At 68.9% G+C, this 22,120-nt stretch carries 22 protein-coding genes and 1 tRNA gene; 10 read left to right on the forward strand and 13 right to left on the reverse strand.

What is annotated here, in order from left to right; translation table 11 throughout:
* Window positions 1-18: 18 nt before the first annotated feature.
* Window positions 19-1,668, reverse strand: coding sequence for a pilus assembly protein TadG-related protein (locus tag SGCZBJ_RS18295; RefSeq protein WP_240621565.1), 1,650 nt, complete (start codon window positions 1,666-1,668; stop codon window positions 19-21).
* Window positions 1,669-2,094: a TadE family protein gene (locus SGCZBJ_RS18300; protein WP_101719393.1), complete on the reverse strand. Its 426-nt coding sequence runs from the start codon at window positions 2,092-2,094 to the stop codon at window positions 1,669-1,671. It lies immediately after the preceding gene.
* A 262-nt stretch (window positions 2,095-2,356) separates the two neighbouring features.
* Between SGCZBJ_RS18300 and SGCZBJ_RS18305 the strand changes: the two genes are divergently transcribed.
* Both SGCZBJ_RS18305 and SGCZBJ_RS18310 read left to right on the forward strand, forming a co-directional pair.
* Window positions 2,357-3,259 carry a PAS domain-containing protein gene (locus tag SGCZBJ_RS18305; RefSeq protein ID WP_101719394.1) on the forward strand — a complete coding sequence of 301 codons (903 nt, stop codon included), beginning with the start codon at window positions 2,357-2,359 and terminating at the stop codon, window positions 3,257-3,259.
* Between the two features lie 130 nt (window positions 3,260-3,389).
* On the forward strand, window positions 3,390-3,779 hold the full coding sequence (locus tag SGCZBJ_RS18310) for a helix-turn-helix domain-containing protein (protein WP_101719395.1): 390 nt from the start codon (window positions 3,390-3,392) through the stop codon (window positions 3,777-3,779).
* 9 nt (window positions 3,780-3,788) lie between these two features.
* Here SGCZBJ_RS18310 and SGCZBJ_RS25450 read toward each other — a convergent pair whose 3' ends face one another.
* From SGCZBJ_RS25450 to SGCZBJ_RS18330, 3 genes are all read right to left on the reverse strand, one after another.
* On the reverse strand, window positions 3,789-4,271 hold the full coding sequence (locus tag SGCZBJ_RS25450; RefSeq protein WP_133149290.1) for a protein activator of alkane oxidation PraB: 483 nt from the start codon (window positions 4,269-4,271) through the stop codon (window positions 3,789-3,791).
* A gap of 260 nt (window positions 4,272-4,531) precedes the next feature.
* Window positions 4,532-4,608 (reverse strand) — tRNA-Met (locus tag SGCZBJ_RS18325).
* Window positions 4,609-4,650: 42 nt separating this feature from the next.
* A complete protein-coding gene (locus SGCZBJ_RS18330; protein ID WP_101719398.1) occupies window positions 4,651-5,700 on the reverse strand; it encodes a glycosyltransferase in 1,050 nt (349 codons plus the stop codon).
* Between the two features lie 158 nt (window positions 5,701-5,858).
* Between SGCZBJ_RS18330 and SGCZBJ_RS18335 the strand changes: the two genes are divergently transcribed.
* Both SGCZBJ_RS18335 and SGCZBJ_RS18340 read left to right on the forward strand, forming a co-directional pair.
* On the forward strand, window positions 5,859-7,106 hold the full coding sequence (locus SGCZBJ_RS18335; protein ID WP_101719399.1) for a PQQ-dependent sugar dehydrogenase: 1,248 nt from the start codon (window positions 5,859-5,861) through the stop codon (window positions 7,104-7,106).
* Window positions 7,107-7,177: 71 nt separating this feature from the next.
* Window positions 7,178-8,308: a pepsin/retropepsin-like aspartic protease family protein gene (locus SGCZBJ_RS18340; RefSeq protein WP_101719400.1), complete on the forward strand. Its 1,131-nt coding sequence runs from the start codon at window positions 7,178-7,180 to the stop codon at window positions 8,306-8,308.
* Window positions 8,309-8,315: 7 nt separating this feature from the next.
* Here the strand turns inward: SGCZBJ_RS18340 and SGCZBJ_RS18345 are convergent, their stop codons facing one another.
* From SGCZBJ_RS18345 to SGCZBJ_RS18360, 4 genes are all read right to left on the reverse strand, one after another.
* Window positions 8,316-8,684, reverse strand: a complete 369-nt coding sequence (locus SGCZBJ_RS18345; RefSeq protein WP_101719401.1) for a hypothetical protein — start codon at window positions 8,682-8,684, stop codon at window positions 8,316-8,318.
* A 66-nt stretch (window positions 8,685-8,750) separates the two neighbouring features.
* Window positions 8,751-9,869, reverse strand: a complete 1,119-nt coding sequence (locus SGCZBJ_RS18350; RefSeq protein ID WP_101719402.1) for an NAD(P)/FAD-dependent oxidoreductase — start codon at window positions 9,867-9,869, stop codon at window positions 8,751-8,753.
* Entirely contained in the window at window positions 9,866-10,153 is a 288-nt protein-coding gene (locus SGCZBJ_RS18355; RefSeq protein WP_165799369.1) for a type II toxin-antitoxin system RelE/ParE family toxin, read from the reverse strand. Before SGCZBJ_RS18355 ends, SGCZBJ_RS18350 begins: the two co-directional genes overlap by 4 nt.
* Entirely contained in the window at window positions 10,150-10,461 is a 312-nt protein-coding gene (locus SGCZBJ_RS18360) for a ribbon-helix-helix domain-containing protein (RefSeq protein ID WP_101719404.1), read from the reverse strand. Before SGCZBJ_RS18360 ends, SGCZBJ_RS18355 begins: the two co-directional genes overlap by 4 nt.
* Before the next feature lie 115 nt (window positions 10,462-10,576).
* On the opposite strand from SGCZBJ_RS18360, the gene SGCZBJ_RS18365 reads away from it, so the two are divergent.
* The gene (locus tag SGCZBJ_RS18365) at window positions 10,577-11,389 is read left to right on the forward strand and encodes an energy transducer TonB (protein ID WP_165799370.1); all 813 of its coding nucleotides are present in this window, start codon (window positions 10,577-10,579) and stop codon (window positions 11,387-11,389) included.
* A gap of 9 nt (window positions 11,390-11,398) precedes the next feature.
* On the opposite strand, the gene SGCZBJ_RS18370 is transcribed toward SGCZBJ_RS18365, so the two are convergent.
* Window positions 11,399-14,839, reverse strand: a complete 3,441-nt coding sequence (locus SGCZBJ_RS18370) for an indolepyruvate ferredoxin oxidoreductase family protein (RefSeq protein WP_101719406.1) — start codon at window positions 14,837-14,839, stop codon at window positions 11,399-11,401.
* A gap of 142 nt (window positions 14,840-14,981) precedes the next feature.
* On the opposite strand from SGCZBJ_RS18370, the gene SGCZBJ_RS18375 reads away from it, so the two are divergent.
* From SGCZBJ_RS18375 to SGCZBJ_RS18395, 5 genes are all read left to right on the forward strand, one after another.
* Complete coding sequence (locus tag SGCZBJ_RS18375; protein ID WP_058348122.1) at window positions 14,982-15,479, forward strand: Lrp/AsnC family transcriptional regulator; 498 nt, start codon at window positions 14,982-14,984, stop codon at window positions 15,477-15,479.
* Between the two features lie 126 nt (window positions 15,480-15,605).
* On the forward strand, window positions 15,606-15,950 hold the full coding sequence (locus tag SGCZBJ_RS18380) for an Mpo1-like protein (protein WP_101719407.1): 345 nt from the start codon (window positions 15,606-15,608) through the stop codon (window positions 15,948-15,950).
* 89 nt (window positions 15,951-16,039) lie between these two features.
* Window positions 16,040-16,540: a bactofilin family protein gene (locus tag SGCZBJ_RS18385; protein WP_101719408.1), complete on the forward strand. Its 501-nt coding sequence runs from the start codon at window positions 16,040-16,042 to the stop codon at window positions 16,538-16,540.
* A gap of 82 nt (window positions 16,541-16,622) precedes the next feature.
* A complete protein-coding gene (locus tag SGCZBJ_RS18390) occupies window positions 16,623-17,135 on the forward strand; it encodes a DUF3617 domain-containing protein (RefSeq protein WP_101719409.1) in 513 nt (170 codons plus the stop codon).
* A 148-nt stretch (window positions 17,136-17,283) separates the two neighbouring features.
* Window positions 17,284-17,595, forward strand: a complete 312-nt coding sequence (locus SGCZBJ_RS18395) for a hypothetical protein (protein WP_101719456.1) — start codon at window positions 17,284-17,286, stop codon at window positions 17,593-17,595.
* A 131-nt stretch (window positions 17,596-17,726) separates the two neighbouring features.
* Here SGCZBJ_RS18395 and SGCZBJ_RS18400 read toward each other — a convergent pair whose 3' ends face one another.
* From SGCZBJ_RS18400 to ileS, 3 genes are all read right to left on the reverse strand, one after another.
* On the reverse strand, window positions 17,727-18,296 hold the full coding sequence (locus SGCZBJ_RS18400) for a DUF3035 domain-containing protein (protein WP_101719410.1): 570 nt from the start codon (window positions 18,294-18,296) through the stop codon (window positions 17,727-17,729).
* 126 nt (window positions 18,297-18,422) lie between these two features.
* Window positions 18,423-18,923 carry a signal peptidase II gene (gene lspA / locus SGCZBJ_RS18405; protein WP_240621566.1) on the reverse strand — a complete coding sequence of 167 codons (501 nt, stop codon included), beginning with the start codon at window positions 18,921-18,923 and terminating at the stop codon, window positions 18,423-18,425.
* A gap of 127 nt (window positions 18,924-19,050) precedes the next feature.
* Window positions 19,051-21,960, reverse strand: coding sequence for an isoleucine--tRNA ligase (gene ileS, locus SGCZBJ_RS18410; RefSeq protein WP_101719411.1), 2,910 nt, complete (start codon window positions 21,958-21,960; stop codon window positions 19,051-19,053).
* Window positions 21,961-22,120: the final 160 nt, after the last annotated feature.

Raw genomic sequence — 22,120 nt, forward strand, 5'->3', positions numbered from 1 at the left:
CCTCGGGGTTAGAACTCATCAGGCCACCAGGGCCGGGGCGCCGCAGCGCATGCCGTTGGTCCGCACGTCGGCCTCGCCCAGGCCCACGCCGACCAGGGCGGTCAGGCGGTTGATCGCCACGTCCAGGGGCGAGGCGGCCGCCGCCAGCAGCGGCTTCAGGGCGGCCAGGATCGACGACTCGCCCAGGCCCAGTTGCAGGCCCAGCAGGTTGACGTCCAGCGACAGGTTGCCGATCAGCGTGGCCACCGTGGTCGACACCAGATCGTTGGTCTTCACGGTCTTGACCGTGCCGGCCGCCACGTCGGCGCTGCTGAACACCACGTTGCGGAACGTCGCCCCGCCGAGATCGACCTTGGACGAGCCGTCGACGGTGAACAGCGGGGCCTGGACGATGCGGCCCTTGGTCGGGGTCAGGCCGACCTTGAAGTTGTTCAGCTTGGTGGTGTCGACCTGACCGATGGTCAGCGAGCCGACGCTGGGCTTGACCGCCAGGGTGGTCGTGCGCGCCTTGCAGTCCAGCGCGGCCAGCTTGGCCTCGCCCGAGGCCAGCTCGACCAGCAGCGGCACCTTGACCTGGGCCAGGCCGCCCAGGATGCCCGAGCCCAGGAGCTTGGCCTCGACATAGAGCCTCGTCTGGGCGGTGCGAATCACCACCGACTTGTCCTGCGTCACGGTCATGTACGGCGAGTTGTTCATCGGCTCGCCGATGGCCAGCCAGGCGTCGACGTCGGCCAGGCCCGGAACGGCTGTCCCCAGATCCAGCTGGACCTGGCGGGCGCCGTTGCTGAGCATCAGCATGGCGTTGGCGAGTTGCATGGCGTCGGTGCCGATCCCGGCGCTGGACCCGCCGGCCACGTGGTCCTGGCCGCCATAGGGGCCCAGATCGACCAGGGTGCTGAGCTTGACGCTCTGGCTGGAGGCCGTCGCCGAGGCCAGCACGGTGGCGGCGCTGGCGGCGCGACTGTCGCCGGCGGCGTTCAGCACGTCGGCCAGCACCGACAGCGCCTTGCCCGTCTTGACGTTGGTCGCCAGCAGGTCGTCGTAGCTGGCGGCGTTGATCCCCAGCTTGGTGTCCAGCGCATCGAGATAGTCGAAGAGGTCGACATCGGCGTCGGCCAGGGCGTTGTAGTCCATGACCGACAGGCTGACCTTGCTGCCGGTCAGGCCGGTCAGCAGGGCGTTGGCCACCCCGGCGTCGAGGCTGGCCAGCCGGGTTCCAATCGAGAAACTGGCGAGGTCGGCGCGCGTGGCCGTGGCCTGGCGGCGGATCGGGATCTTCTTCTTGCCCAGCAGGGCCTGGCCGAAGAACAGGTCGGCTTCGCCGTCCAGAACCACGCGGGCTGCGTCGGGGTCGACCTCGCCGGGCTTGAAGCGCTGGCTGGGACCGCCGGTCGCCCGGGGATCATAGCGCCCGCGCGCGACCTGCGCGGTGACCGCGCCGCCGACCGGGTTGATCTCGACCGTGGCGTTGGCCGCGGCCTGGGCGCGGGCGATATCGCTCGCGGCGGCTAGGGCCGCCAGGTCGGCCACGCCCTGAAGCCGGCGCGCCTGCAGGTAGACCGAGCCCACGTCGACGGCCAGGGCGGCCAGGCCGACGCCCCCGGTCAGGGCGGCCGCGGCGATGATCGCCACGCCCCCGTTCTGATCGCGAAGCCAACGGCGCATCATTCAGTAGCCTCCCAGGCGGACCGAGGCCTGGCGCGTGATCATGCTCGACGGCATCGGCGCGATCTTGGCGAAGGCGAAGACGACGGTCTTGGAGGCGTCGTAGGAGACCGCGACCACGGTGCGGTCGGAGCGCTCGGTGACGGTGGTCTTCACCAGGCTCGTATCGAGGCCGGAATAGTCGGCGACGCCCTCGGCGACGGCGGCCTTGGCCAGCGAGGCGCGCTCGGCGCCGGTCAGCCCGGCCACCGCCGCTCGTGCGGCGTCGTTGGCCACCTGCTGCACCGAGTGGGCCATCCAGAAGTAGGCGCCCCAGCCGAGCATGCCCACCACGAGCATGATCAGCATCGGACACACGAGGGCGAACTCGACCAAAGCGGTCCCGGTCCGGTCCGCGCCGAACTTCTGGAAGAACTGCTGTTTGCGCATCTACGCCTCCGCACATCCCTTGGGTTGCGGCATGAGCGTAAGTCGACCTTGGCTGTCGGCGAGTTCTCACGGAAAATCCGCGTTATTTGAAGTTCGCGTAGTTGAGAACTTGGCCTTAGTGCGACGTTGTGCCGCTGGGATAACACTGTTGTCCCCAGACTCGCGTGGCGGTAACTTTAAGTCGCAACCGACCAACCATTCCGAGAGTTTGTTTCAGCGATTGCGGAGCGTCCGGATTTTGCGTGGATCTGGAGAGGGTGATATGAAGTCGCGCGACATCGCACCGGCCAGGGTGACCGCCGGGGAAATCAGCAGGAATTTCGGTCAATGGCAGGACGTAGCCCTGTCTGGACCGGTGATCGTGACTCACCACGGCCGACCACGGGTGGTGATGATCTCGGCCGAGCACTACGCGGCCGCGGGCCTCGCCGAAGGACCGGCCGGCTTCGACAACGATTCCGCCTTGCAGACCGCCGAGACGGCCCGCTCGGCTGTATTGGGGCATCTCAACGAGGCCTTCGTGGCGCTCGACCCCGATCTCAGGATCACCGCCGTCAACGCCGTCTTCGAGGACCTCAAGGGGGCCAGCGCGGCGCAACTGGTCGGCCTGGCCTGGACCGAGGTGTTCAGCGCCCCGGTGCAGGCCCTGATCGGCGAGCAGTTCCGCCGCGTGCTGCGCACCGGCGAGACGCTGGAGTTCGAATCGGAATCGACGGTGCAGTCGGGCCGCTGCTTCGGCGTGCGCGTCTTCCCCTACCCTGGCGGCGTAGCGGCCTTGTTCGTCAACCGCACCGAGGAGCGCGACCTGCGCGCCCGCCTCGACCGCGCCGCCGCGCTGGAGACCGCCCTGTCTGTGCTGCCGGACGTGGCCACCGCCCGCCTCAACATTCGCGGCGTGCTGGCCTCGATGGACGCCGACTTCCTGCGGCTGACCGGCTTTTCCGAAGCCGAACTGCGCGACTGCCGGCTCAGCGACATCGTCCGCCCGGCCGAGCGCCGCGCCCTGACCCAGGCCGTCGAGCACGCGCTGCAGGGCGACGCCCCCACCCGCCTGCCGGTGACCCTGCTGGTCAAGGACGGGGCCGAGCGCACGGTCGAACTGGCGCTGGCCACGGTGCGCCGCGACGGCGTTCCGGAGGGCGTGCTGGCGGTGCTGTCGGCCTGATCCCGTCGCGCCGTCGCGGATCGAACTTGACCGAACGGAACATTCGCGCGTGCGCGCGCCTGGACGCTTGTGTTTTCAACGCCCGCGAGGCAAAGCCAAAACGTTGATTTTCGTATACGGAAATAACGTCATGGCGACCCCGCCCCCCACGCACCCGATCGACCGGCACGTCGGCGCGATGATCCGCGCCCATCGCCGCGCGGCCGGCGTCTCGCAGGAGGAGTTGGGCACGGCGTTGGGCCTGACCTTCCAGCAGATCCAGAAGTACGAGACCGGCGAGAACCGCATCAGCGCGTCCAAGCTGGTCGAGGTGGCCCGCGCCCTGTCGCTGCCTGTCGGGGCGCTGTTCGAGGGCGTCGACGTCGTCGCCAGCGGCGGCGAAAGCCTGATCGCCCGTTTCGTGAGCCTGCGCGAGGCGGGCCCGTTCATGGAAGCCGCCGTCGCCCTGCCCGAGCCCGTGCGCAACGAACTCTTCCGCCTTGCGACCGTATACGTCGCCGAGGAACAGGCGGCGGGCTGACGCCCCCGCCTACATGATGGTCACCGAATGCGAGGCGGTCAGCGTGCCGCTCACGCTGCACCCTGGCGATCCGGGAACCGTCGCGCTCGAGAAGGTGACCGTGCTGGGCGCCCCGTTCGTCCAGCTGGCCGTCGTCGCGCCGCCGCAGGTCCAGGGCGAGTTGAAGCCCATCCAGATCATGACCGAAGACGTGCTCGTGGGCAGAACGATCCAGGGCATGCCGTTGGCCGTCAGCAGATAGCCGCAGACCCAGTCGCCAGGGCTGATCGCCACACTGGAGATCACCGCCGTTGCGCCGCTGCTGTCGATGTTGCCCGTCATCTCGACCGAGCAATTGACGCTCGAAGCCTGCGGGTGCCCAACCGTCAAGTTTCCGCTCAGGGTGAAGTTCGAGACGGGACTTGGCGTGAACGTCGCGGCCGAGGCAGAACTGGCGGCGCCCGCGGTCGCCAGGGCAATGGCGGCGGACAGGACGGCTGCGTACTTGATCACGCTCAACTCCCCACGCTTTGTTGTTATTTGCCGCCAATACTTACATTGATATAAATTACCTGACAACCAGCCATTTCAACCCTGGGCGGCGCATCGCGATAGGCGACCGGCCAGGGCGACGAGCCGCTCGCTACCGGCGTATCGGAATTGGCCGGAACATATTGAATGGAGGGATCGCCCATCGCCTCAAAAGCCTAGGCGAGCTCGCCGCAGCCAGTGCGGAAGCGAAAGGAATACAACGGATTGTCGGGAGAAACCGTTGGTGGCTGGGGGCGGGATCGAACCGCCGACCTGTGGGTTATGAATCCACCGCTCTAACCATCTGAGCTACCCAGCCGCCGAAGCGGAGCGGGCTTATAAGCGCAAACCGGGGCGGGCTTCAAGCCCGGTTTGCGATCTCATCCACAACTGCGCTCAAACGCTTGGCCAGGCTGTCGGGACCGTAGTCTGCCAGCACGGCTTCCCGCGCCTTTCGGCCGAAAGCGACCGACAAGGCCGGATCGGCGATCAGGCCCGCGAGGGCGTCGGCCAGGGCCGCGGCGTCGCCGGGCGGCAGCAGGCGGCCGCTGGCGCCCTCGACGATCATCTCGTCGGGCCCGGGAATGGCGCTGGCGGCGACCGGCAAGCCGACGGCCATGGCCTCCAGCAACACCAGCGGAAATCCCTCCTGATAGGAGGGGAAGGCGAAGACGTCGCCCGTGGCCAGGAAGGCCGACGCGTCTCGCCAGCCGACCAGCCGTACGCGATCAACCAGGCCATGCTCGGCGATCAGGCCTTCGAGCTTGCCGCGCTCGTCGCCCTCGCCGGCGATCTCGACCTCGAAGGCAAGCCCTCGGTCGCGCAGCAGCGCGGCGGCGGCGACCAGCACGTCGAAGCCCTTCTTGGGATGCAGGCGGCCGGCGGCGACGATGCGCGGCGGGCGGGCGGCCTGCGCGAACGGCTGGGCCAGCATGCTCGGGATCTTCACGGCGTTGGGCACGAAGTGCACGCGCTGCGCCGGGATCCCACGCTTGACCGCCAGCTCGGCCAGGTGGCGACCAACGCAGACATAGTCTGTGCGGGTGGTCTCGATGTCGAACACCGGCTTGTGGACGCAGATGGCCAGGCGCGTCGTCTTCGGCGCGGCCTTCTCGAACAGGCGGGCCGGACGCTGGCCGTGGCTGAGAATGATCGCCGGCTTGACCGCCCGCACGATCCGCCCGGCCGCGCCCAGGGTCAGCGGGTCCCAGTCGGTGTGGGCGGGCATCGACAGCAGCGGCGGCGTCCGCCCCGCCTGCGCCTTGGCCACCGCCCCCCCGGCCCGAACCACGCCCGCGCAGATCCCGCCCCGGCGCGCCGCCCAGCCTTCCAGGATCGGCTGGTAGTCGAGGAACACCTGCTCCAGGCCGCCCAGACCCTTGCCCAGCATGGCGTGCAGGATGGCGGTCAAGGGCGGGCTCCGGAAACGAGTGGGAAGAGCGAATGGGGGAAAGGCCGGAAACTTCCCCGCGCCACGGTCGGTGTCAATGAGCCGCGGAAAATGGGATCGGCTGAAAATGGGCCGCCTCCCCCTCGCCCGCCGGACGAAAAGGCGGTTATGGTCGCCGCATGCGTTCTTCCCTGCTCTTCGCCGCCTCCGCCCTGCTCGCCATCGCCGCCTGCGGCCCCGGCGAGGCCCAAGACAGCAGCGCTCCGGCGGTCACCGCCGACGGCGGCCCGGTCGAGACCCGCGTCGCCAACGCGCCCGACCAGAAACCCGCCTTCGCCGGCCAGACCCGCGCGCCGCTGAAGGCCGCCGGCGTCGAGTACCAGGTGCAGGTCGTGGCCAAGGGGCTGGACCATCCGTGGGCCATCGCCTTCCTGCCCGACGGCTCGGCCCTGGTGACCGAGAAAGGCGCCGGTCGCCTGCGGATCCTGGCCAAGGACGGTAAACTGTCGCCCGCCGTGGCCGGCCTGCCAGCGGTGGACGTCAACGGCCAGGGCGGCCTGCTGGGCCTGGCGATCGACCCGCACTACGCCGAGAACGGCCTCGTCTACTGGAGCTACGCCGAGCCGCGCGACGGCGGCAACGGCACGGCCGTGGCGCGCGGCAAGCTGCTTCCCGGCCCCGCGCCCAAGCTTGAGAACGTCCAGGTCATCTGGCGCCAGACCCCGACCCTGGCCTCGGCCTTGCATTTCGGCGGCCGGCTGGTCTTCGCCCGCGACGGCGACCTGTTCGTCACCACCGGCGAACGCTCGATCCTCGAAGGCCGTCGCCAGGCCCAGAACCTCGACGGCACGCTGGGCAAGGTGGTGCGGATCAAGCCCGACGGCTCGATCCCCGCCGACAATCCCTTCGTCGGCCAGGCCGGCGCCAAGCCCGAGATCTGGTCGATCGGCCACCGCAACCTGCAGGCCGCCGCCATCAACCCCAAGACCGGCGAGCTGTGGACCGTCGAGCACGGCGCCAAGGGCGGCGACGAGCTGAACATCCCGCGCGCCGGCAAGAACTACGGCTGGCCGTCGATCACCTATGGCGAGGAATACTCCGGAAAGCCGATCGGCGACGGGATCACGGCCAAGGAAGGCCTGGAACAGCCGATCTATTACTGGGATCCGGTGATCGCGCCCTCGGGCATGGCCTTCTATGAAGGCGCCCTGTTCCCCGCCTGGAAGGGCAGCCTGCTGGTCGGTTCGCTCAAGGAGCACCACATCGCCCGCCTGACGCTGGACGGCGACAAGGTGGTCGGCGAGGAGCGCATCGCCGTCGAATTCGGCGAACGCATCCGCGATGTCGTCGTCGGCCCCGACGGCGCCGTCTGGGCGGTGACCGACGAGGACGACGGCAAGGTCATCCGGATCGTCCCCAAAGGCTGAACCATCGCTGGCGAGCGATTGACGAATCTACCGAAGGCTGCACGGCTGAGCGTGCAACCTTAGAGGTCGAGATGATCAGTCGCCGCCACGCCCTTTCCCTGCTCTCGTCGCCGCTGCTGGCGGGCCTCGCCGCCCCCGCCCTGGCCGCGGGCAGGGTGATCGCCGCGCCGATCACGCTCAACGACAAGCGGATTCTCCTCGACGTCGCGATCGGCGGCCAGGGCCCCTATCCCTTTGTGATCGACTCCGGCGGCGCGCTGAGCCTGATCCGCGAAAGCCTCGCGCAGGAGCTCAAGCTCAAACGCGTGAGAACGATCCAGCTGAACGGAAAGAGCTCGCCCATCTACGCCGCCAAGGACGTCGTGCTGGGCGGCGCCCTGCGACAGCCCGACGTGATGTTCGGCGGCGTCGACGGCGCCCGCCTCGGCGGACAGGGCTCGCTGGCGTCCGGCCTGCTTACCGCCGGCGACTGCGAGCTCGATCTCGACGCGGCACAATGGCGACTGTTTCCCGACGCGCCGCCGGACCGCACGGGCTACACCCGATTGAAGGCCGAGCTGCGGCAGGAAAGCCAGGGCGCGACCAAGCGCATCTTCGCCGACGTCATACTCGACGGCGAGCCGATCGAGGCCCTGCTGGACACCGGCTGGCCGCATGCCCTGTGCATTTCCCACGAGCAGGGCGTCGCGCGCGGACTGTGGAACGACACGACGCCCTTCGCCCCGATCCAGCTCTCGAACGGCGTGACGGGGACCGCGCCGAACCCCGGACGGCTGGTGCGCGTCAAGCGCCTGGAACTGGGCCCGATCGTGCTGGAACAGGCGCTCGTCGCCATCCGTCCCGAGGGCAAGCGCGGCGGCGGGGCGATTGCCGGCCTGCCCTTCCTGCGGATGATGAACTGGTCGCTGTCCACCGAGGCCCTGTGGGTCCGGCGCAACGCCCAGGCGGCCACCTCCAACAGCTATGGCCGCTCGGGCCTCTGGGTCGCCGAGCAGCGCGGCGCCGTGCGGGTGGAGGTCGTCGGCGCCGGCGGTCCGGCGGCCAAGGCCGGCGTGCTCCCGGGCGACGTCATCGAAGGCGGACGCGACCTGCAGGCGACCATCGCCCTGCTGGACGGGCCGGTCGGCCAGCCGATCGCCCTGATGCTCAAGCGCGGCGGCGAGACGGTGCGGGCCGAGTTCGCCCCGGCCGACTACCTCTAGCAGACGATCAATCGACCTCGCGGCGGGCGCGCCAGGCCTTGCGGGCCTCCGAGGGCTTGCCCTTGACCAGGGCTCCGGCCGCGAGGCCCGCCAGGAACGAGGCGGTGGGGTGAGCCAGGATGATGTCGGCCACCCGCTCTTCGATCGGGGCTTTGCGCTCCTTGGCCTGCTGGTTGGACTGGGCCAGCGCCCAGATCGCCACCACCGCCGCCGCGATCGCCGCGACGATGGCGTGGGCCCAGGCCGCGCCGACCAATGAGGCCAGGAAGGCGAACACCGCCATCGCGCCCGAAATCGCGGCGATCGCCGCCGCCATGACCAGGCCCGCGCCGCGCACCAGGCGCGAAGTCAGCCTGTCGATGAAATCGTCCACCATCGCCCTCTCCGTCGAACAGCCTCTTCGGCTAACGCACGAGGCGGAGTTTGGTGTCAGCCAGCCGACTTAAGGCGCGTCGACCAGCAGGTCGGCGACCGCCTCGCCGATCGCCAGGCTGCTGGTCAGGCCTGGGCTCTCGATGCCGAACAGGGCCACGAGGCCCGCCAGGCCGTGGGTGTCGGCGCCTCGCAGCTGGAAATCGGGCTGGGGCTCGTCGGGGCCGTGGATCTTGGGCCGCACGCCGGCGTAGTCGGGCGTCAGCACGCCATCAGGCAGAGCGGGCCAGAACTTGCGGATATAGGCGGCGAAGGCCTCGGCCCGGTTCGGATCGATCGAATAGTCCGGCGCCGGCACGTACTCCAGGTCCGGCCCGAACACCGCCTGGCCGCCCATGTCGTTGCGATAGTGGGTGCCCAGCGCCCCATGGATCGGCGGCGGATATACGAGGCGCTGGAACGGCGCCTTTCCCGTCAGGCGGAAATAGACCCCCTTGCCGTAGTGGGCCTTCGGGATCTGGTCCTTCGGAAAGCCCTCGATGCTGGCCGCCACATCCTGGGCCGAAAGGCCCGGCGCGGTGACCAGCAGGCGACAGGTCAGGCTGGTCGGCTCGACGCCGCCGGCCCGCACGGAAAAGCCGCCGCCCTCCAGCGGGGTCGCGCCCTCGAAGGGCGTCGACAAAACCACCGCCCCGCCGGCGGCTTCGATCTCGCCATGCAGGGCCAGCATGTAGTCGTGGCTGGCGAAGACCCCGCTTTCCGGCGACAGCAGGGCCGCGTGGGCGTTGAGGCCGGGCTCCAGCGCCTGGGCCTGCGCGCCGGACAACCGCTCCATGCCCTCGACGTCGTTGGCCAGGGCCTGGTCCCAGATGGCGTCGAGCCGGGCGATCTCGTCGTCGCTGGTGGCCACCACCAGCTTGCCGCACTTCTTGTAGGCGACCTTGTGGGCGTCGAGAAACGCATAGAGCCGCCGCCGCCCCTGCACGCACAGGCGGGCCTTCAGCGAGCCGGTCGGGTAATAGAGCCCGCCGTGGATCACCTCGGAATTGCGCGACGACACGCCCTGGCCGATGTGGCCCTCTGCCTCGAGCACGGCCACGACCAGCCCCCGCTGCGCCAGGGCGTAACCGCAGGCCAGCCCCACGGCGCCGGCGCCCACCACCACGGCGTCGAAATCGAAGTCAGTCATTTGAACGCCACCGGCTTACGCGCCCCGTGCCGGACGCCAAGTGTGAGAATGCCCCGCTCGCGGATGCGGTAGAGGACGATGCAGGGTGGAACAGTCACGCCCCGGACACCGGGTCCGTAGGACGGCTTCAGGCCGTATTCCTCAGGCGCGTTCGCCAGGCTGTGGCAGCGTTGGATGAGGTGATCGACAAAGCCGGCCGCCGCCTTCGGCTTGTCAGCCGCGATATCGTTACCGATCGCGCTGATGTCCTTCACGGCCGACGCGCTCAGGCGAACCGGCTTCAAGCCTGATCGTCCTGGGCGTCCGCCATATCCTCGTATCTGGTCTTCAGGGCGTGCAGAAACTCGAAGGCGTCCACCTCACCGGCGCCCGTGGCCGGATCGGCCTCGATCCCTTCGGCAAGAGCCTGAAAGGCCGCCTCGCCGCCGAGCAGCTCGACGGCGCGGAAATGTTCGAGTTCGAGCAGCGCGGCCACGACGGCTTCATCGAGCGAGGCGAACTCCCCGCTCTCGACCCGCGCGTTCAGATCCTCGACGGCGCTGGCCGGAAGATTGACCGAAACCATCGAAGCGCTGCGAACCGGCTTGTTCATGGCTGGAAGCCTAGCACGAACCTCCTTGTCCGCCATGGCTCATGGCGCGCCCGACGCTCGCGCCTACATTGCGAGCTCCACCAAACTTGACCATAAGCGGAGAAGGAGATTTTCCATGACCGCACGCCTTCTCGCCCTGGCCCTGAGCCTCGCCGCCGCCGGACCAGCGCTCGCCGATCCCGCGCCGCCCGCGCGCGAATTGACCGAGGGCGTCATCTGGCAGAGCAAGCCGGGCCCCATGGACCTCGATCGCTATTATCCGGAAGAGGCCCGCCGCAGGAATCTCTCCGGCTGGGCGTTGATGCGCTGCCGGGTGACGCCCGAGGGCAGGATGGAGGCCTGCCGCGCGCCGGCCTCGTCGCCCGAGGGCGTCCATTTCGACGACATGGCCCTGAAGCTGGCTCCGAAGTTCCGCATGGCGCCGGCCACGGCGGACGGCGCGCCGGTGGGCGGGGCGATGATCACTATTCCGATCACCCTCGTCGGCGGCCCCGACGGCGGAAAGCCGGCGCCGGTCAGCTTCCAGCCGGGCCGCGCCGCCGCGGCCCTGATCCCGGCCAAGGACGGCTCGATTTCCTGCCCGCGGCCCGACAACGCCGACCAGCAGTGCCGGCTGCACGCGATCACCTGGGAAGCTTCGCCGCCACCCCACATCGCCGGCCCGCTGATCGCGGCCCTGGGCCCCGTCAACGGCATGGCCAACCTCGAATGCACGGCCCGCGACGGCGCCTTGACCGACTGCGGGGCCAGCGGTCCCGAGCTGTCTGCGGCGGCGCGCGAGGCGATGCTGGCCCTGGCTTCCCAATTGAAGCCGCCGAAACGCACAGCCAACGGCGCGCCCACCGAGGGCCAGCGCATCTTCGCCGTGTTCGACTGGACCGCGCTCAGCCGGATCTATGGCGCGGTTTACGGCGGCAAGGACCGATAGGGAGGGCCTTTAGCCCTCCCACTGCCCCCACAGCTTGGCCGCGGTCGCCTTGGCCTTATCGACCGCAGCTTCCTTGACATGACCATAGCCGCGGATCTCGGACGGAACCTGGGCCAGCTTGAGCGCCAGCGCCTTGTTCTCGGCCCGCAGGCCCGCGCCCAGACGGTCCAGCGTGACCTCGTAATCGGCGATCAGGCCGCGCTCCATCCTGCGCTCCTCGGTCTTGCCGAAGATGTCGAAGGCCCCGCCGCGCAGGCCCTTCATCCGGGCGATAGCCGGGAAGGCCAGGTCCAGCATCCAGCCGCCGAAGGCGATCTTCCGCGGCTTGCCGTCCTTGCCCTTGGGCGCGATCAGCGGCGGCGACAGCCAGACCTTGGCCTTGCCGCCCTTGAAGGTTCCCGCCAGCTCCTTGGCGAAACGGCCGTCGGTATAGAGCCTCGCGACCTCGTACTCGTCCTTGTAGGCCATCAGCCTGTAGAGGTTGGTCGCCGCCGCGCGGGTCAGGAGCAGCTCAACCCCCTCGCCCACCACCGCGACCTCGGCATGGCGAACCTTGGCGATGCGCTCGGCGTAGCGGGCGGCGTAGTGGGCGTCCTGGTAGGCGACCAGGTCTTCCACCCGGCGGGCGATCAGGGCGTCCAGCGGCTCGGTCTCGGGCGTGACGACCGCCACCGGCTTGTCGCCGGCCGCGGCCGGGTCGAAGGCGATCTGGCGGCCCAGCTCGAAGGCCTGCAGGTTGGCCTCGGCGTCCACTCCGTTCAGCTTGATGGCGCGATAGAGGGCGCGACTGGAGACCGGGATAACCCCGCGCTGCCAGGCGAAGCCGACCATGATCATGTTGGCGTAGATGGCGTCGCCGAAGCGGGCCTCGGCCAGGCGCTGGGCGGGGCAGGCGTCGAAGGCCTTGGTGGCGGCCTTGACCCGGCGGGCCATGGCGCCGCCGTCGAACTTCACGTCGCGGCTGGTGACGAAGTCGGCGGTGGGGGCGAAGTCGCTGTTGCCGAAGGCCATGGTGCGGTCCTTGGCGTAGAGGGCCAGGGCCTCGGGACTGGCGGCGACCAAGAGGTCGCAGGCGATCAGCACGTCGGCGCTGGCGGCGGGCACGCGGCCGCCGACCACCGTCTCCTCGGTCTCGCCGATCTTGACGTGGCTGAACACCGAGCCGCCCTTCTGGGCCAGGCCTGTCATGTCCACCACGCTGCCGGCGCGGCCGTCGACGTGCGCAGCCATGGCCAGGATCGAGGCCACGGTGGTCACGCCGGTGCCGCCGACGCCGGTGAAGATGATCCGACGCACGCCGTGGAACTCTTCGAAGGCCGGCAGCGGCGTGGAATCGGCCGACAGCGGCGCGGGCTTGGCCTCCTCGCCGGCCTTCTCGGCCCCTTCCAGGGTGACGAAGGACGGGCAGAAGCCCTCAAGGCACGAATAGTCCTGATTGCAGCTGGACTGGTTGATCTTGCGCTTGCGGCCAAAGGCGGTGTCGAGCGGTTCCACCGACACGCAGTTGGACTTCACCGAGCAGTCGCCGCAGCCCTCGCAGACCAGCGGGTTGATGAACACCTTCTGGGTCGCCTTGGCCATGGTCCCGCGCTTGCGGCGGCGGCGCTTCTCGGTGGCGCAGGTCTGGTCGTAGAGCAGCACCGTCGTCCCGGGGGTGTCGCGCAGCGCCTTCTGCACGGTCATGAGCTCGGAGCGCGGGAAGACCTCGACGCCGGGGGCCAGATCGGTGACCCCGGCATAGCGTTCCAGCTCGTCGACGACGATGACCGTCTTGGTCACGCCCTCGCTGGCCAGCTGGCGGGTGATCTGGGCCGGGGTGAAGCCGCTCTCGGCGCGCTGGCCGCCGGTCATGGCCACGGCGTCGTTGAACAAGAGCTTGTAGGTGATGTTGGCCCCGGCCGCGACGGCGGCGCGGATGGCGAGGGAACCCGAGTGGTTGTAGGTGCCGTCGCCCAGGTTCTGGAAGACGTGCTTCTCGGTGGTGAAGGGCGCGGCGCCCACCCAGGTCAGGCCCTCGCCGCCCATGTGGGTGTTGAGGTCGGTCGAGGGATCGTTGAAGCCGGCCATGTAGTGGCAGCCGATGCCCGCCAGCGCCCGGCTGCCTTCCGGCAGCTTGGTCGAGGTGTTGTGCGGGCAGCCCGAACAGAAGAACGGCTTGCGCGCCTGGTCCGAGGCCAGGCTGACGGCGGCGACGCCGGCGGCCGAGACGCGGTTCAGATAGGCCCGCGCGCGCTCCATATGCGGCCCGTCGGGCAGGCGGTCGTAGATGGCCAGGGCGATTTCGGCCACCGACAGCGAGCCCAGCTCCGACAACAGCGGATGGCCCTTCTCGTCGGTCTTGCCGATGATCCGCGGACGGGCCTGGGCCGGCAGGTCGTAGAGCGCGGCCCGGGCCTGGGGCTCGATCAGGGCGCGCTTGTGCTCGATCACCATCAGGGTCTCGAGGCCGGCGGCGAAGGCGCGCAGGCCGAGCGGCTCCAGCGGCCAGGGCATGCCCACCTTGTAGACCGAGACGCCCAGGTCGGCGGCTTCCTGCAGGCTCATGCCCATGGCCGAGAAGGCCTCGAGCACGTCCTTGTAGGCCTGGCCCTGGCAGACGATGCCCAGGCGGGCCTTGCCGACCTTCACATGCGAAGCGCCCAGCACCACGCGGTCGATCTGGTTGGCGCGGGCGAAGGCCAGGGCAGCGGGGATCTTGTGGAGGCGGAGACGGCGCTCCTTCTCCATCGGCTGATCCTTCAGCCGGATGCCAAGGCCGCCGGGCGGCATGGCGAATTCGGGAATGACCGCCTGGTGGCGACCCAGCGAGACGTCGATCGTGACGCCGCTGTCCATGGTGTCGGCGAGAGCGATCAGGCCGGTCCACAGGCCCGAGAACCGCGACATGGCGATACCCAGGATGCCGTAGTCCAGCACCTCCTGCACGTCGGCCGGCGACAGGACGGGGATCTCGAAGTCCTGAAAGGCGAACTCTGACTGCGACGGCAGGGTCGAGCTTTTGCAGGCGTGGTCGTCGCCGGCCACGGCCAGGACGCCGCCGGTCGGGAACGTGCCGGCGAAGTTGGCGTGCTTGAAGACGTCGCCGGTGCGGTCGACGCCCGGCGCCTTGCCGTACCACATGCCATAGACGCCATCATGCGTAGCGCCGGGGAAGAGGTTGGCCTGCTGGCTGCCCCAGACCGCCGTGGCGGCGAGGTCTTCGTTCAGGCCTTCCTTGAAGACCACGTCGTGCGCATCGAGCAGCTTGCGGATGCGGGCGGCCTGCTGGTCGAGCCCCCCGAGCGGCGAGCCGCGATAGCCCGACATGAAGCCGGCTGTGTTCAGGCCGGCGAGTCGGTCCAGGCGCTTTCTATCGAGCAGCACACGGAGCAGCGCCTGCACGCCAGTGATGAAGGCGCGACCATCTTCGAGCACATATTTGTCGTCGAGCGTGACTTCCGAGTGCCGCATGGCAAAAATTTTCCTCCCGGGTCTTTTCGCCCGTAAGGCAATATCTTATAGAAGCGCGGAAATTGTTTGCCCAAGGCGTGCCCGACTCAGGCGGGCTTTGCGCAAGATCGACGCGTCAAACACCCTCTGGGGGGAGGAATTCTTGTCCGAACAACTCGACGCCGTGGATGCCAAGATCCTGGATCTCATCCAACACGACGCCGGACTGTCCGTCGCCGAGATCGCCGAGCGAGTCGGGCTGTCCTCCAGCCCGTGCTGGCGGCGTATCAAGCGGCTGGAAGACGCCGGCGTCATCCAGCGCCGCGTGACCATCCTGGACCGCGAAAAGCTGGGCCTGGGCTTCGAGGTCTATTGCACCGTGAAGCTGTCGCTGCCGACCAAGGAAAACCTCGAGACCTTCGAGCACGCGGTCGCCAAGTGGGCCGAAGTGGTGCAGTGCGCCACCGTGACCGGCGCGGCCGACTACGAGATGCGCATCGTCACCCGCGACATGCACGCCTTCGACGAGTTCCTGCGCGACAAGATCCTGTCGCTGGGCCTGGTGTCGAACATCGAGAGCCGCATCGTCATCCGCGGCGTCAAGAACTCGACCGCCGTGCCGCTGGGCCTGGTCAGCCCCTACGTCAGCCCGCTGGGCTGAGGGGCGTTCGTTCGAGGGCGGTGGGGGCCGCCCTCGACGAGACCCCTTGCCCCCCCTTGCATCCGAAGACGGACCGTCCTCTCCTAGGCGCAAGGTCGAGCCACATCGACCGGGAGGACAAGCCCCATGGGCCAGCACGCCGACCAAGCCGGCGAACACCGCGCCTCTAGCGAGGAGCGCTATCGCACCTTCGCCGACTTCTATCCCTTCTATCTCTCCGAACATCTCAACCGCACCAGCCGCCGGCTGCACGTCATCGGCACGGGGCTGGTGATCGTCAGCCTGGTGATGGGCTTCACGGTCAGCCCGTGGTTCTTCCTGCTCGCGCCGCTGATCGGCTATGGCTTCGCCTGGGTCGGCCACTTCGTGTTCGAGAAGAACCGCCCGGCCACCTTCACCTATCCGCTCTACAGCCTGATGGGCGATTTCCGGCTGTTCTTCGAGACCGTGGCGGGCCGCCGGCCCTGGTAGCGGCAGAAAACTGAAACGGGGCTTTCCGATTGGCGCCGCGTTTGCTGGTCAAGCTGGCAAGCGACCTAATTCGAGAAAGCCGCCGCCTCATGTTCCAGAAGAAGAAAGACGCCCCCGCCCCGCTGGCCCTGGAGCCGCTGGCGGCCGCTCCGACGCCCGCGCCGCTGGCCCAGGCCGCCGCGCCCGCGCCGCCGCCGCGTCCCAAGCCCGCCTCGCTGATCGCACAGGGCCTGACCATCCGCGGCGATGTCTCCGGCGATGGCGAACTGCACCTGGACTGCGTGGTCCAGGGCGACATCAAGGTGGGCAAGCTGGTCCTGGGCCCCAACGGCCGCGTGGAGGGCTCGATCGCCGCCCAGGCCGTCGAAATCCACGGCAAGGTGATCGGCGCCGTCGCGGCCCGCCAGGTGCGCCTCTACGGCACAGCCAAGGTCGAGGGCGACATCGCCCACGAACAGCTGGCCATGGAGAGCGGCGCCGACTTCCAGGGCCGCAGCGTCAAGTTCACCCGCCCCGCGCCCCAGCCCGCCCCTGCCCCGGCCGCCCAGGCTCCGGTCGCGCCCGCGGCCTACGCGCCCGCCGTCGGCTGACCCTCTGGCAACCGGGCGGGAGGTCCGGGTATTGTTCGGATCGAAGCGCCCGACCGCGCCGAGCTTTTCGGGACAGTAGCCGATGACCACCGCCGCCCGCCTCGCCCTGCTCCTGGCCGTTCTCGCGGCGGCCGGCTGCTCGCGCAATGACGACAAGGCCGCCGCCCCGGCCGCCGTAGCGTCCTCGGCCAGGAGCGAGGCCGCGCCCGCGGCGGGCGGTCCGCCCAAGCCGCTGCGCGCCGGCCTCTGGAAGACCACCGCCAGCACGCCCAGCGGCGAGCAGAGCACCACCCAGTGCGTCACTGAGGGCCATGACCCCGCCGCCGAGGCCGCCAAGGCCGCGCCGTGCGGCCAGCCCCAGGTCACCCAGGTCATCGACGGTTTCACGCTGGAACTGACCTGCCGCAAGGACGCCATAACCTACAGCCTGGCCGGCGTGGTGAAGGGCGACTTCCAGACCCACACGACCACCGACCTTGAAATGAAGGTGCAGGCCTACGGCGCGTCCAAGACGATGCGGCTGCACAGCGAGAGCGTCTATGTCGGCCCCTGCGAGGTCAGGGATGAGCAAGCGCCGCCGCAGCCCAAGGAATAGGCGCCGAGCCTAGCCAAAATACCTTATGTGGCGCCCGCGCCACAAACGCCGAGCTTCGCGGAGAACGTCGCTTTTTTACAGGAACAGCAAGGCTTGTAGGTTCATTGTCTCTGCATGGGGGTTCCGTGAGTTCGAGGAGCCGATGACGATGAGCGGTCCGCATCTGACCGTCGTGCCGGAAGAAACCGCCGGCGCTGAAGTCTACAACCTTACCCGTGGGCCGGAGACGACGGCCCAGCGCCTGCAACGCCTGCAACAAGAGGCCCGCCAGCTGGCCCGTGAAGAAGTCGAGGCCCTGGAACGGGACCTGCTCGCCCTGGGCGAACGGGCCCAGCAGATCGCGCACGGGGGCGAGGCCTATGCCGTAGGCCTGCGGGAGATGGCCTCGCGGCTGTCGTCCGAGCTGCCTCAGAAGGCCCAGTCGCTGCGCGCCATCCTGGAACGCACAGCACGCGACTGATCCACAAAGCAAACGGCCCGGAAGCCAAGCCTCCGGGCCGTCGAATTCTCGATGCTTGCCGACGCATTTTCTAGCGACGAACCGGCATCCGCTTCGTTTGAAAATGCTTCGATGCCTGATCGCAGCGGGCCTTACAGGCCCGGCAGCTTGATCTTGCCCTGCTTGTCGCGGGTGATGACGATCGCGCCGCCGCCCGTGAGGGTCTTCAGGCGCTCTTCCTCGGCGGCCGCGTCGACCGGCACCGGAGCCGTGGCGCCGGCCTCGGCCGCCGTGACCGCGCCGGCGGTCTTGTCGTCCTTGCGCCAGAACATGACCTTCTTGGCGAAGCTCTCGTCCTTGTGCGCCAGGTCGCCGTTCTCGTCGTCGACGACGAAGCGGATCAGCGGGTCGGCCTTGTCGACGCCGGCCTTGGAGACCAGCAGCTTTTCACCGTCGGTGCGGTTGGCGGCCAGGCTCTGGCCCAGCAGGGCCTGACGCGCGGCGCTTTCCGGCTGCAGTTCCTGCGGACGCGGCTCGCCAGGCGCCGGCGGGCGCAGGCTGTAGTCCGGCGGAACGACGAGCGGAGCCTTGGTGACGACGCGGAACTCGTCGGGGACCACCTTGCTCATGCCCAGGGCCTTCGAGGCCGACTGGCAGCCGGCCAGACCGGTGGCGGCCACGGCGGCCAGCACGCTCAGGGTCGCAACCCGGTTGAACTTCATGAACCCATGCTCCAGCGGCCGCCCCCGGGGCCGAAAATCGGACGCCCTCGATACGACATCCGAAGGCGGGCGCCAATGTCCTTCGAATTTGTGGCCTTGCTTGGGCGCTAAGCCCCGGTTTGGCCCCTATTCCGTCTGGTGTGAGAGCTTGTTCTCTTCACCGATGAAACTGTCCAGCAACAGGAACGCCACCCCGACGCTGATGCCCGAGTCGGCGACGTTGAACACCCAGGGGAAATAGAGTCGCGACACGTCGATGAAGTCGACGACGTAGCCATAGATCACCCGGTCGATCAGGTTGTTGCCGATCGCCCCGCCGATGATCATGCCAAGGCCCAGGGCCGTCAGCGGCCGCACGGCCTTGCGCGCCCAGATCGAGAGGCCGACCACGACCGCGGCCGAGAAGACCGTCAGCAGCCAGCGCCCCCACTCGGCGTGGTCGCGCAGCAGGCCAAAGCTCATGCCGTAGTTATGGACCATGGTCAGCTTGACCGGACCCAGCAGCGAGGCGCTGGAGCCCTGGGCCGAGCCCAGCAGGCCCAGCACCCAGAGCTTGGAGATCTGGTCGAGCACCACCGTGGCGACGGCGACTGCGTAGGCGGTCCAGCCCAGGCGGGTGATCTTCAAGGTTAGCTCCCAACTGAGCCCTCCCCCTCGATGGGGGAGGGTTGGGTGGGGGTGGCTACGGCCGTACGAGTTGAACCGCCGCATCACCCCCATCCCCGGCCCTTCCCCCATCAAGGGAGAAGGGAGATTATGCCCTTTGCGCGTCCCAGAGGGCCACGGCGTCGGCGTCGCGAAGGCTAAGCTCCGGATAGCGGGGGTCGGTTCCCACTTCCGGCAGGATGCGCCACGAACGGGCGCACTTCTGACCTTCGGCCTTTACCGGATCCACCGACACGCCCTTGACCTCGTCGATCGTGAACGCGCCGCCCTCGCCGGCGACCAGGGTCGCGGCGCTGGTGCGGAACACCTCGGCGGCGTCCAGGCCCTCGAAGGCGGCCAGAAGTTCGGCGTCGGCGATGTGGACGACCGGCGCGGCCTCAAGGGCCGAACCGATGCGCTTTTCGCGGCGCTCGACTTCCAGGGCCCCGGTGACGACGCCGGTGACGGCTTCGACTTTGGCCCAGCGTGCGGCCTCGGCCTGGTTTTCCCAGGCCGCCGGGGTCTGCGGAATCACGCGCAGGGCCACCGGGCCGGCTTCGGGGAAGCGGGTGACCCAGGCCTCTTCCATCGTGAAGCTGGCCAGCGGGGCCAGCCAGATGGTCAGGCGATCGAACACGTAGTCCAGCACGGTGCGATAGGCGCGGCGGCGCAGGGCCGTCGGCGCGTCGCAATAGAGGCTGTCCTTGCGGATGTCGAAGAACAGGGCCGACAGGTCGCCCTGGCAGAAGTCGACCAGCGGCCGGATCACGTCGGAGAAGCGATAGCTCTCGTAGGCGGCCTTCACCTGGCCATCCAGCTCCCACAGGCGGTGCAGGATGAACTTCTCCAGCGGCGGGAAGTCGGCGTCGTCGGTGACCCGCTCTTCCTCGGTGAAGCCGGCCAGCGCGCCCAGCAGGTAGCGCATGGTGTTGCGCAGCTTGCGATAGGCGTCGGTGGTGGTGGCCAGGATCGTCTTGCCGATCCGCTGGTCTTCCGAATAGTCGACCATGGCCGCCCACAGCCGCAGGATCTCGGCGCCGGACTCCTTGGTGATGGCCTGGGGCTCGATCGTGTTGCCCTTGGACTTGGACATCTTCTCGCCGTTCTCGTCCATGGTGAAGCCATGGGTCAGGACGGCCTTGTAGGGCGCGCGGCCGCGCGAGCCGCAGCCTTCGAGCAGGCTGGACTGGAACCAGCCGCGATGCTGGTCGGAGCCTTCCAGATAGAGGTCGGCCGGCCAGGCGCTGTCGTCGCGGCCCTCGATGGTGAAGGCGTGGGTGCAGCCGCTGTCGAACCAGACGTCGAGGATGTCGACGACCTTCTCGTACTGGGCCGGATCATGCACGCCCAGGAAGTCGGCGTCCGGACGGGTGAACCAGGCGTCGGCCCCGCCCTCCTTGATGGCCGCCAGGATGCGGGCGTTGACCTCGGCGTCGACCAGCGGGTGGCCGGTGTGCTTGTCGACGAACATCGCCAGCGGCGTGCCCCAGTTGCGCTGGCGGCTGATCAGCCAGTCGGGACGCGTCTCGACCATCGCGCCGATGCGGTTGCGGCCGGCGTCGGGGTGGAAGGCGGTGTCGGCGATGGCCTGGACGGCCGTCTCGCGCAGGGTCTTGCCGCCCAAGGCCTCGACCTCGTGGTCCATGCGGATGAACCACTGCGGGGTGTTGCGGAAGATCACCGGGGCCTTGGAGCGCCAGCTGTGCGGATAGCTGTGCTCGACGCGGCCGCGGGCCAGCAGGTTGCCGGCCTCGATCAGCTTGTCCATCACCGCGCCGTTGGCGGGGCCGAACTTGCCGGTCTTCTTGCCCTCGGTCTCGATGACCTTGAGGCCGCCGAACAGCGGCACATGGGCGTAGTAGGCGCCGTCCGGGTCGACCGTGTCGGGGATCTCGCGATGACCGTGGGCCAGCCAGACCTGATAGTCGTCGGCGCCGTGGCCCGGCGCGGTGTGCACGAAGCCCGTGCCCGCATCGTCGGTGACGTGGTCGCCGGCCAGCAGCGGGACGGCGAAGCCGTAGTGGCTGTCGAGGTCGGCCAGCGGGTGAGCCAGGACCATGCCCTCGCAGTCGACGCTTTCGACCTTCTCGAAGGCGGCGACCTTGGCGGCCTTGAAGACCGCCTCGGCCAGCTTTTCAGCCACGATCAGGCGGTCGCCGACCTGGGACCAGGGCGCGAACTCGAGCCCCTCCTCCAGCGCCTTCACCTCGAAGACGGCGTAGGGGATGTCAGGGTTGTAGGAGACCGCGCGGTTGGCCGGGATCGTCCAGGGCGTGGTCGTCCAGATCACCAGCTTGGCGCCCTGGGCCGCGTCCGAGCCTTCGACGACCGGGAACTTCACCCAGATCGTGGGCGAGACGTGGTCGTGGTACTCGATCTCGGCGTCGGCCAGGGCCGTGCGCTCGACCGGGCTCCACATCACCGGCTTGGAGCCGCGATAGAGCTGGCCGCTCGAGGCGAAGCGGTGAAATTCCTCGACGATCTTGGCTTCAGAGGTGAAGTCCATGGTGGCGTAGCGGTTCCACCAGTCGCCCAGCACGCCCAGGCGCTGGAACTCGACCTTCTGGGCCTCGATCCAGCCGGCGGCGTAGGCGCGGCATTCGCGTCGGAACTCCTCGGCCGGAACCTCGTCCTTGCGACGGCCCTGGCTGCGGAACTTCTCCTCGATCTTCCACTCGATCGGCAGGCCGTGGCAGTCCCAGCCCGGCACGTAGTCGACGTCGTAGCCGAGCGCGAAGCGCGAGCGGACGACGAAGTCCTTCAGCGTCTTGTTCAGCGCGTGGCCGATGTGGATGGCGCCGTTGGCGTAGGGCGGGCCGTCGTGCAGCACGAACAGCGGCGCGCCGTCGGCCTGGCGCTTGGCGCGGACCGCGCCGTACAGGCCCTTGTTGGACAGGGCCGCCCAGCCCTCGAGGATCTCGGGCTCCTTCTTGGGCAGGCCCGCGCGCATCGGGAACGGCGTGTCGGGAAGGAAGACGGTTTCGCGGTAGTCGCGGGCGGGCGCGGCGTCATCGGCCATGGGAAGGCTATCCAGCTCTGGAATGTCGGAAGAAGGCGGGTGGAACCCGGCGCGCGCTGGAGGTCTCGTCCGGCGGCGTCACGCCGGGCGGATAATTCGCGCGATCTTCCGAACGAAACTCATGGAGCGAGGGGATAGCAGAGCGACGTCCGCCCGCAAA

The sequence above is a fragment of the Caulobacter zeae genome (assembly GCF_002858925.1).
Classification (GTDB): domain Bacteria; phylum Pseudomonadota; class Alphaproteobacteria; order Caulobacterales; family Caulobacteraceae; genus Caulobacter; species Caulobacter zeae.

Bases quoted from the DNA above. Each gene is read 5' to 3' on its own strand.
- SGCZBJ_RS18385 (WP_101719408.1), top strand. From the start codon at position 16,040: ATGTTCCAGAAGAAGAAAGACGCCCCCGCCCCGCTGGCCCTGGAGCCG.
- SGCZBJ_RS18295 (WP_240621565.1), bottom strand. From the start codon at position 1,668: ATGATGCGCCGTTGGCTTCGCGATCAGAACGGGGGCGTGGCGATCATC.
- SGCZBJ_RS18345 (WP_101719401.1), bottom strand. From the start codon at position 8,684: ATGGTGGACGATTTCATCGACAGGCTGACTTCGCGCCTGGTGCGCGGC.
- SGCZBJ_RS18335 (WP_101719399.1), top strand. From the start codon at position 5,859: ATGCGTTCTTCCCTGCTCTTCGCCGCCTCCGCCCTGCTCGCCATCGCC.
- SGCZBJ_RS18365 (WP_165799370.1), top strand. From the start codon at position 10,577: ATGACCGCACGCCTTCTCGCCCTGGCCCTGAGCCTCGCCGCCGCCGGA.
- SGCZBJ_RS18380 (WP_101719407.1), top strand. From the start codon at position 15,606: ATGGGCCAGCACGCCGACCAAGCCGGCGAACACCGCGCCTCTAGCGAG.
- SGCZBJ_RS18390 (WP_101719409.1), top strand. From the start codon at position 16,623: ATGACCACCGCCGCCCGCCTCGCCCTGCTCCTGGCCGTTCTCGCGGCG.
- SGCZBJ_RS18400 (WP_101719410.1), bottom strand. From the start codon at position 18,296: ATGAAGTTCAACCGGGTTGCGACCCTGAGCGTGCTGGCCGCCGTGGCC.
- SGCZBJ_RS18310 (WP_101719395.1), top strand. From the start codon at position 3,390: ATGGCGACCCCGCCCCCCACGCACCCGATCGACCGGCACGTCGGCGCG.
- SGCZBJ_RS18370 (WP_101719406.1), bottom strand. From the start codon at position 14,839: ATGCGGCACTCGGAAGTCACGCTCGACGACAAATATGTGCTCGAAGAT.
- SGCZBJ_RS18395 (WP_101719456.1), top strand. From the start codon at position 17,284: ATGAGCGGTCCGCATCTGACCGTCGTGCCGGAAGAAACCGCCGGCGCT.
- SGCZBJ_RS18340 (WP_101719400.1), top strand. From the start codon at position 7,178: ATGATCAGTCGCCGCCACGCCCTTTCCCTGCTCTCGTCGCCGCTGCTG.
- SGCZBJ_RS18350 (WP_101719402.1), bottom strand. From the start codon at position 9,869: ATGACTGACTTCGATTTCGACGCCGTGGTGGTGGGCGCCGGCGCCGTG.
- SGCZBJ_RS18360 (WP_101719404.1), bottom strand. From the start codon at position 10,461: ATGAACAAGCCGGTTCGCAGCGCTTCGATGGTTTCGGTCAATCTTCCG.
- ileS (WP_101719411.1), bottom strand. From the start codon at position 21,960: ATGGCCGATGACGCCGCGCCCGCCCGCGACTACCGCGAAACCGTCTTC.
- SGCZBJ_RS18300 (WP_101719393.1), bottom strand. From the start codon at position 2,094: ATGCGCAAACAGCAGTTCTTCCAGAAGTTCGGCGCGGACCGGACCGGG.
- SGCZBJ_RS18305 (WP_101719394.1), top strand. From the start codon at position 2,357: ATGAAGTCGCGCGACATCGCACCGGCCAGGGTGACCGCCGGGGAAATC.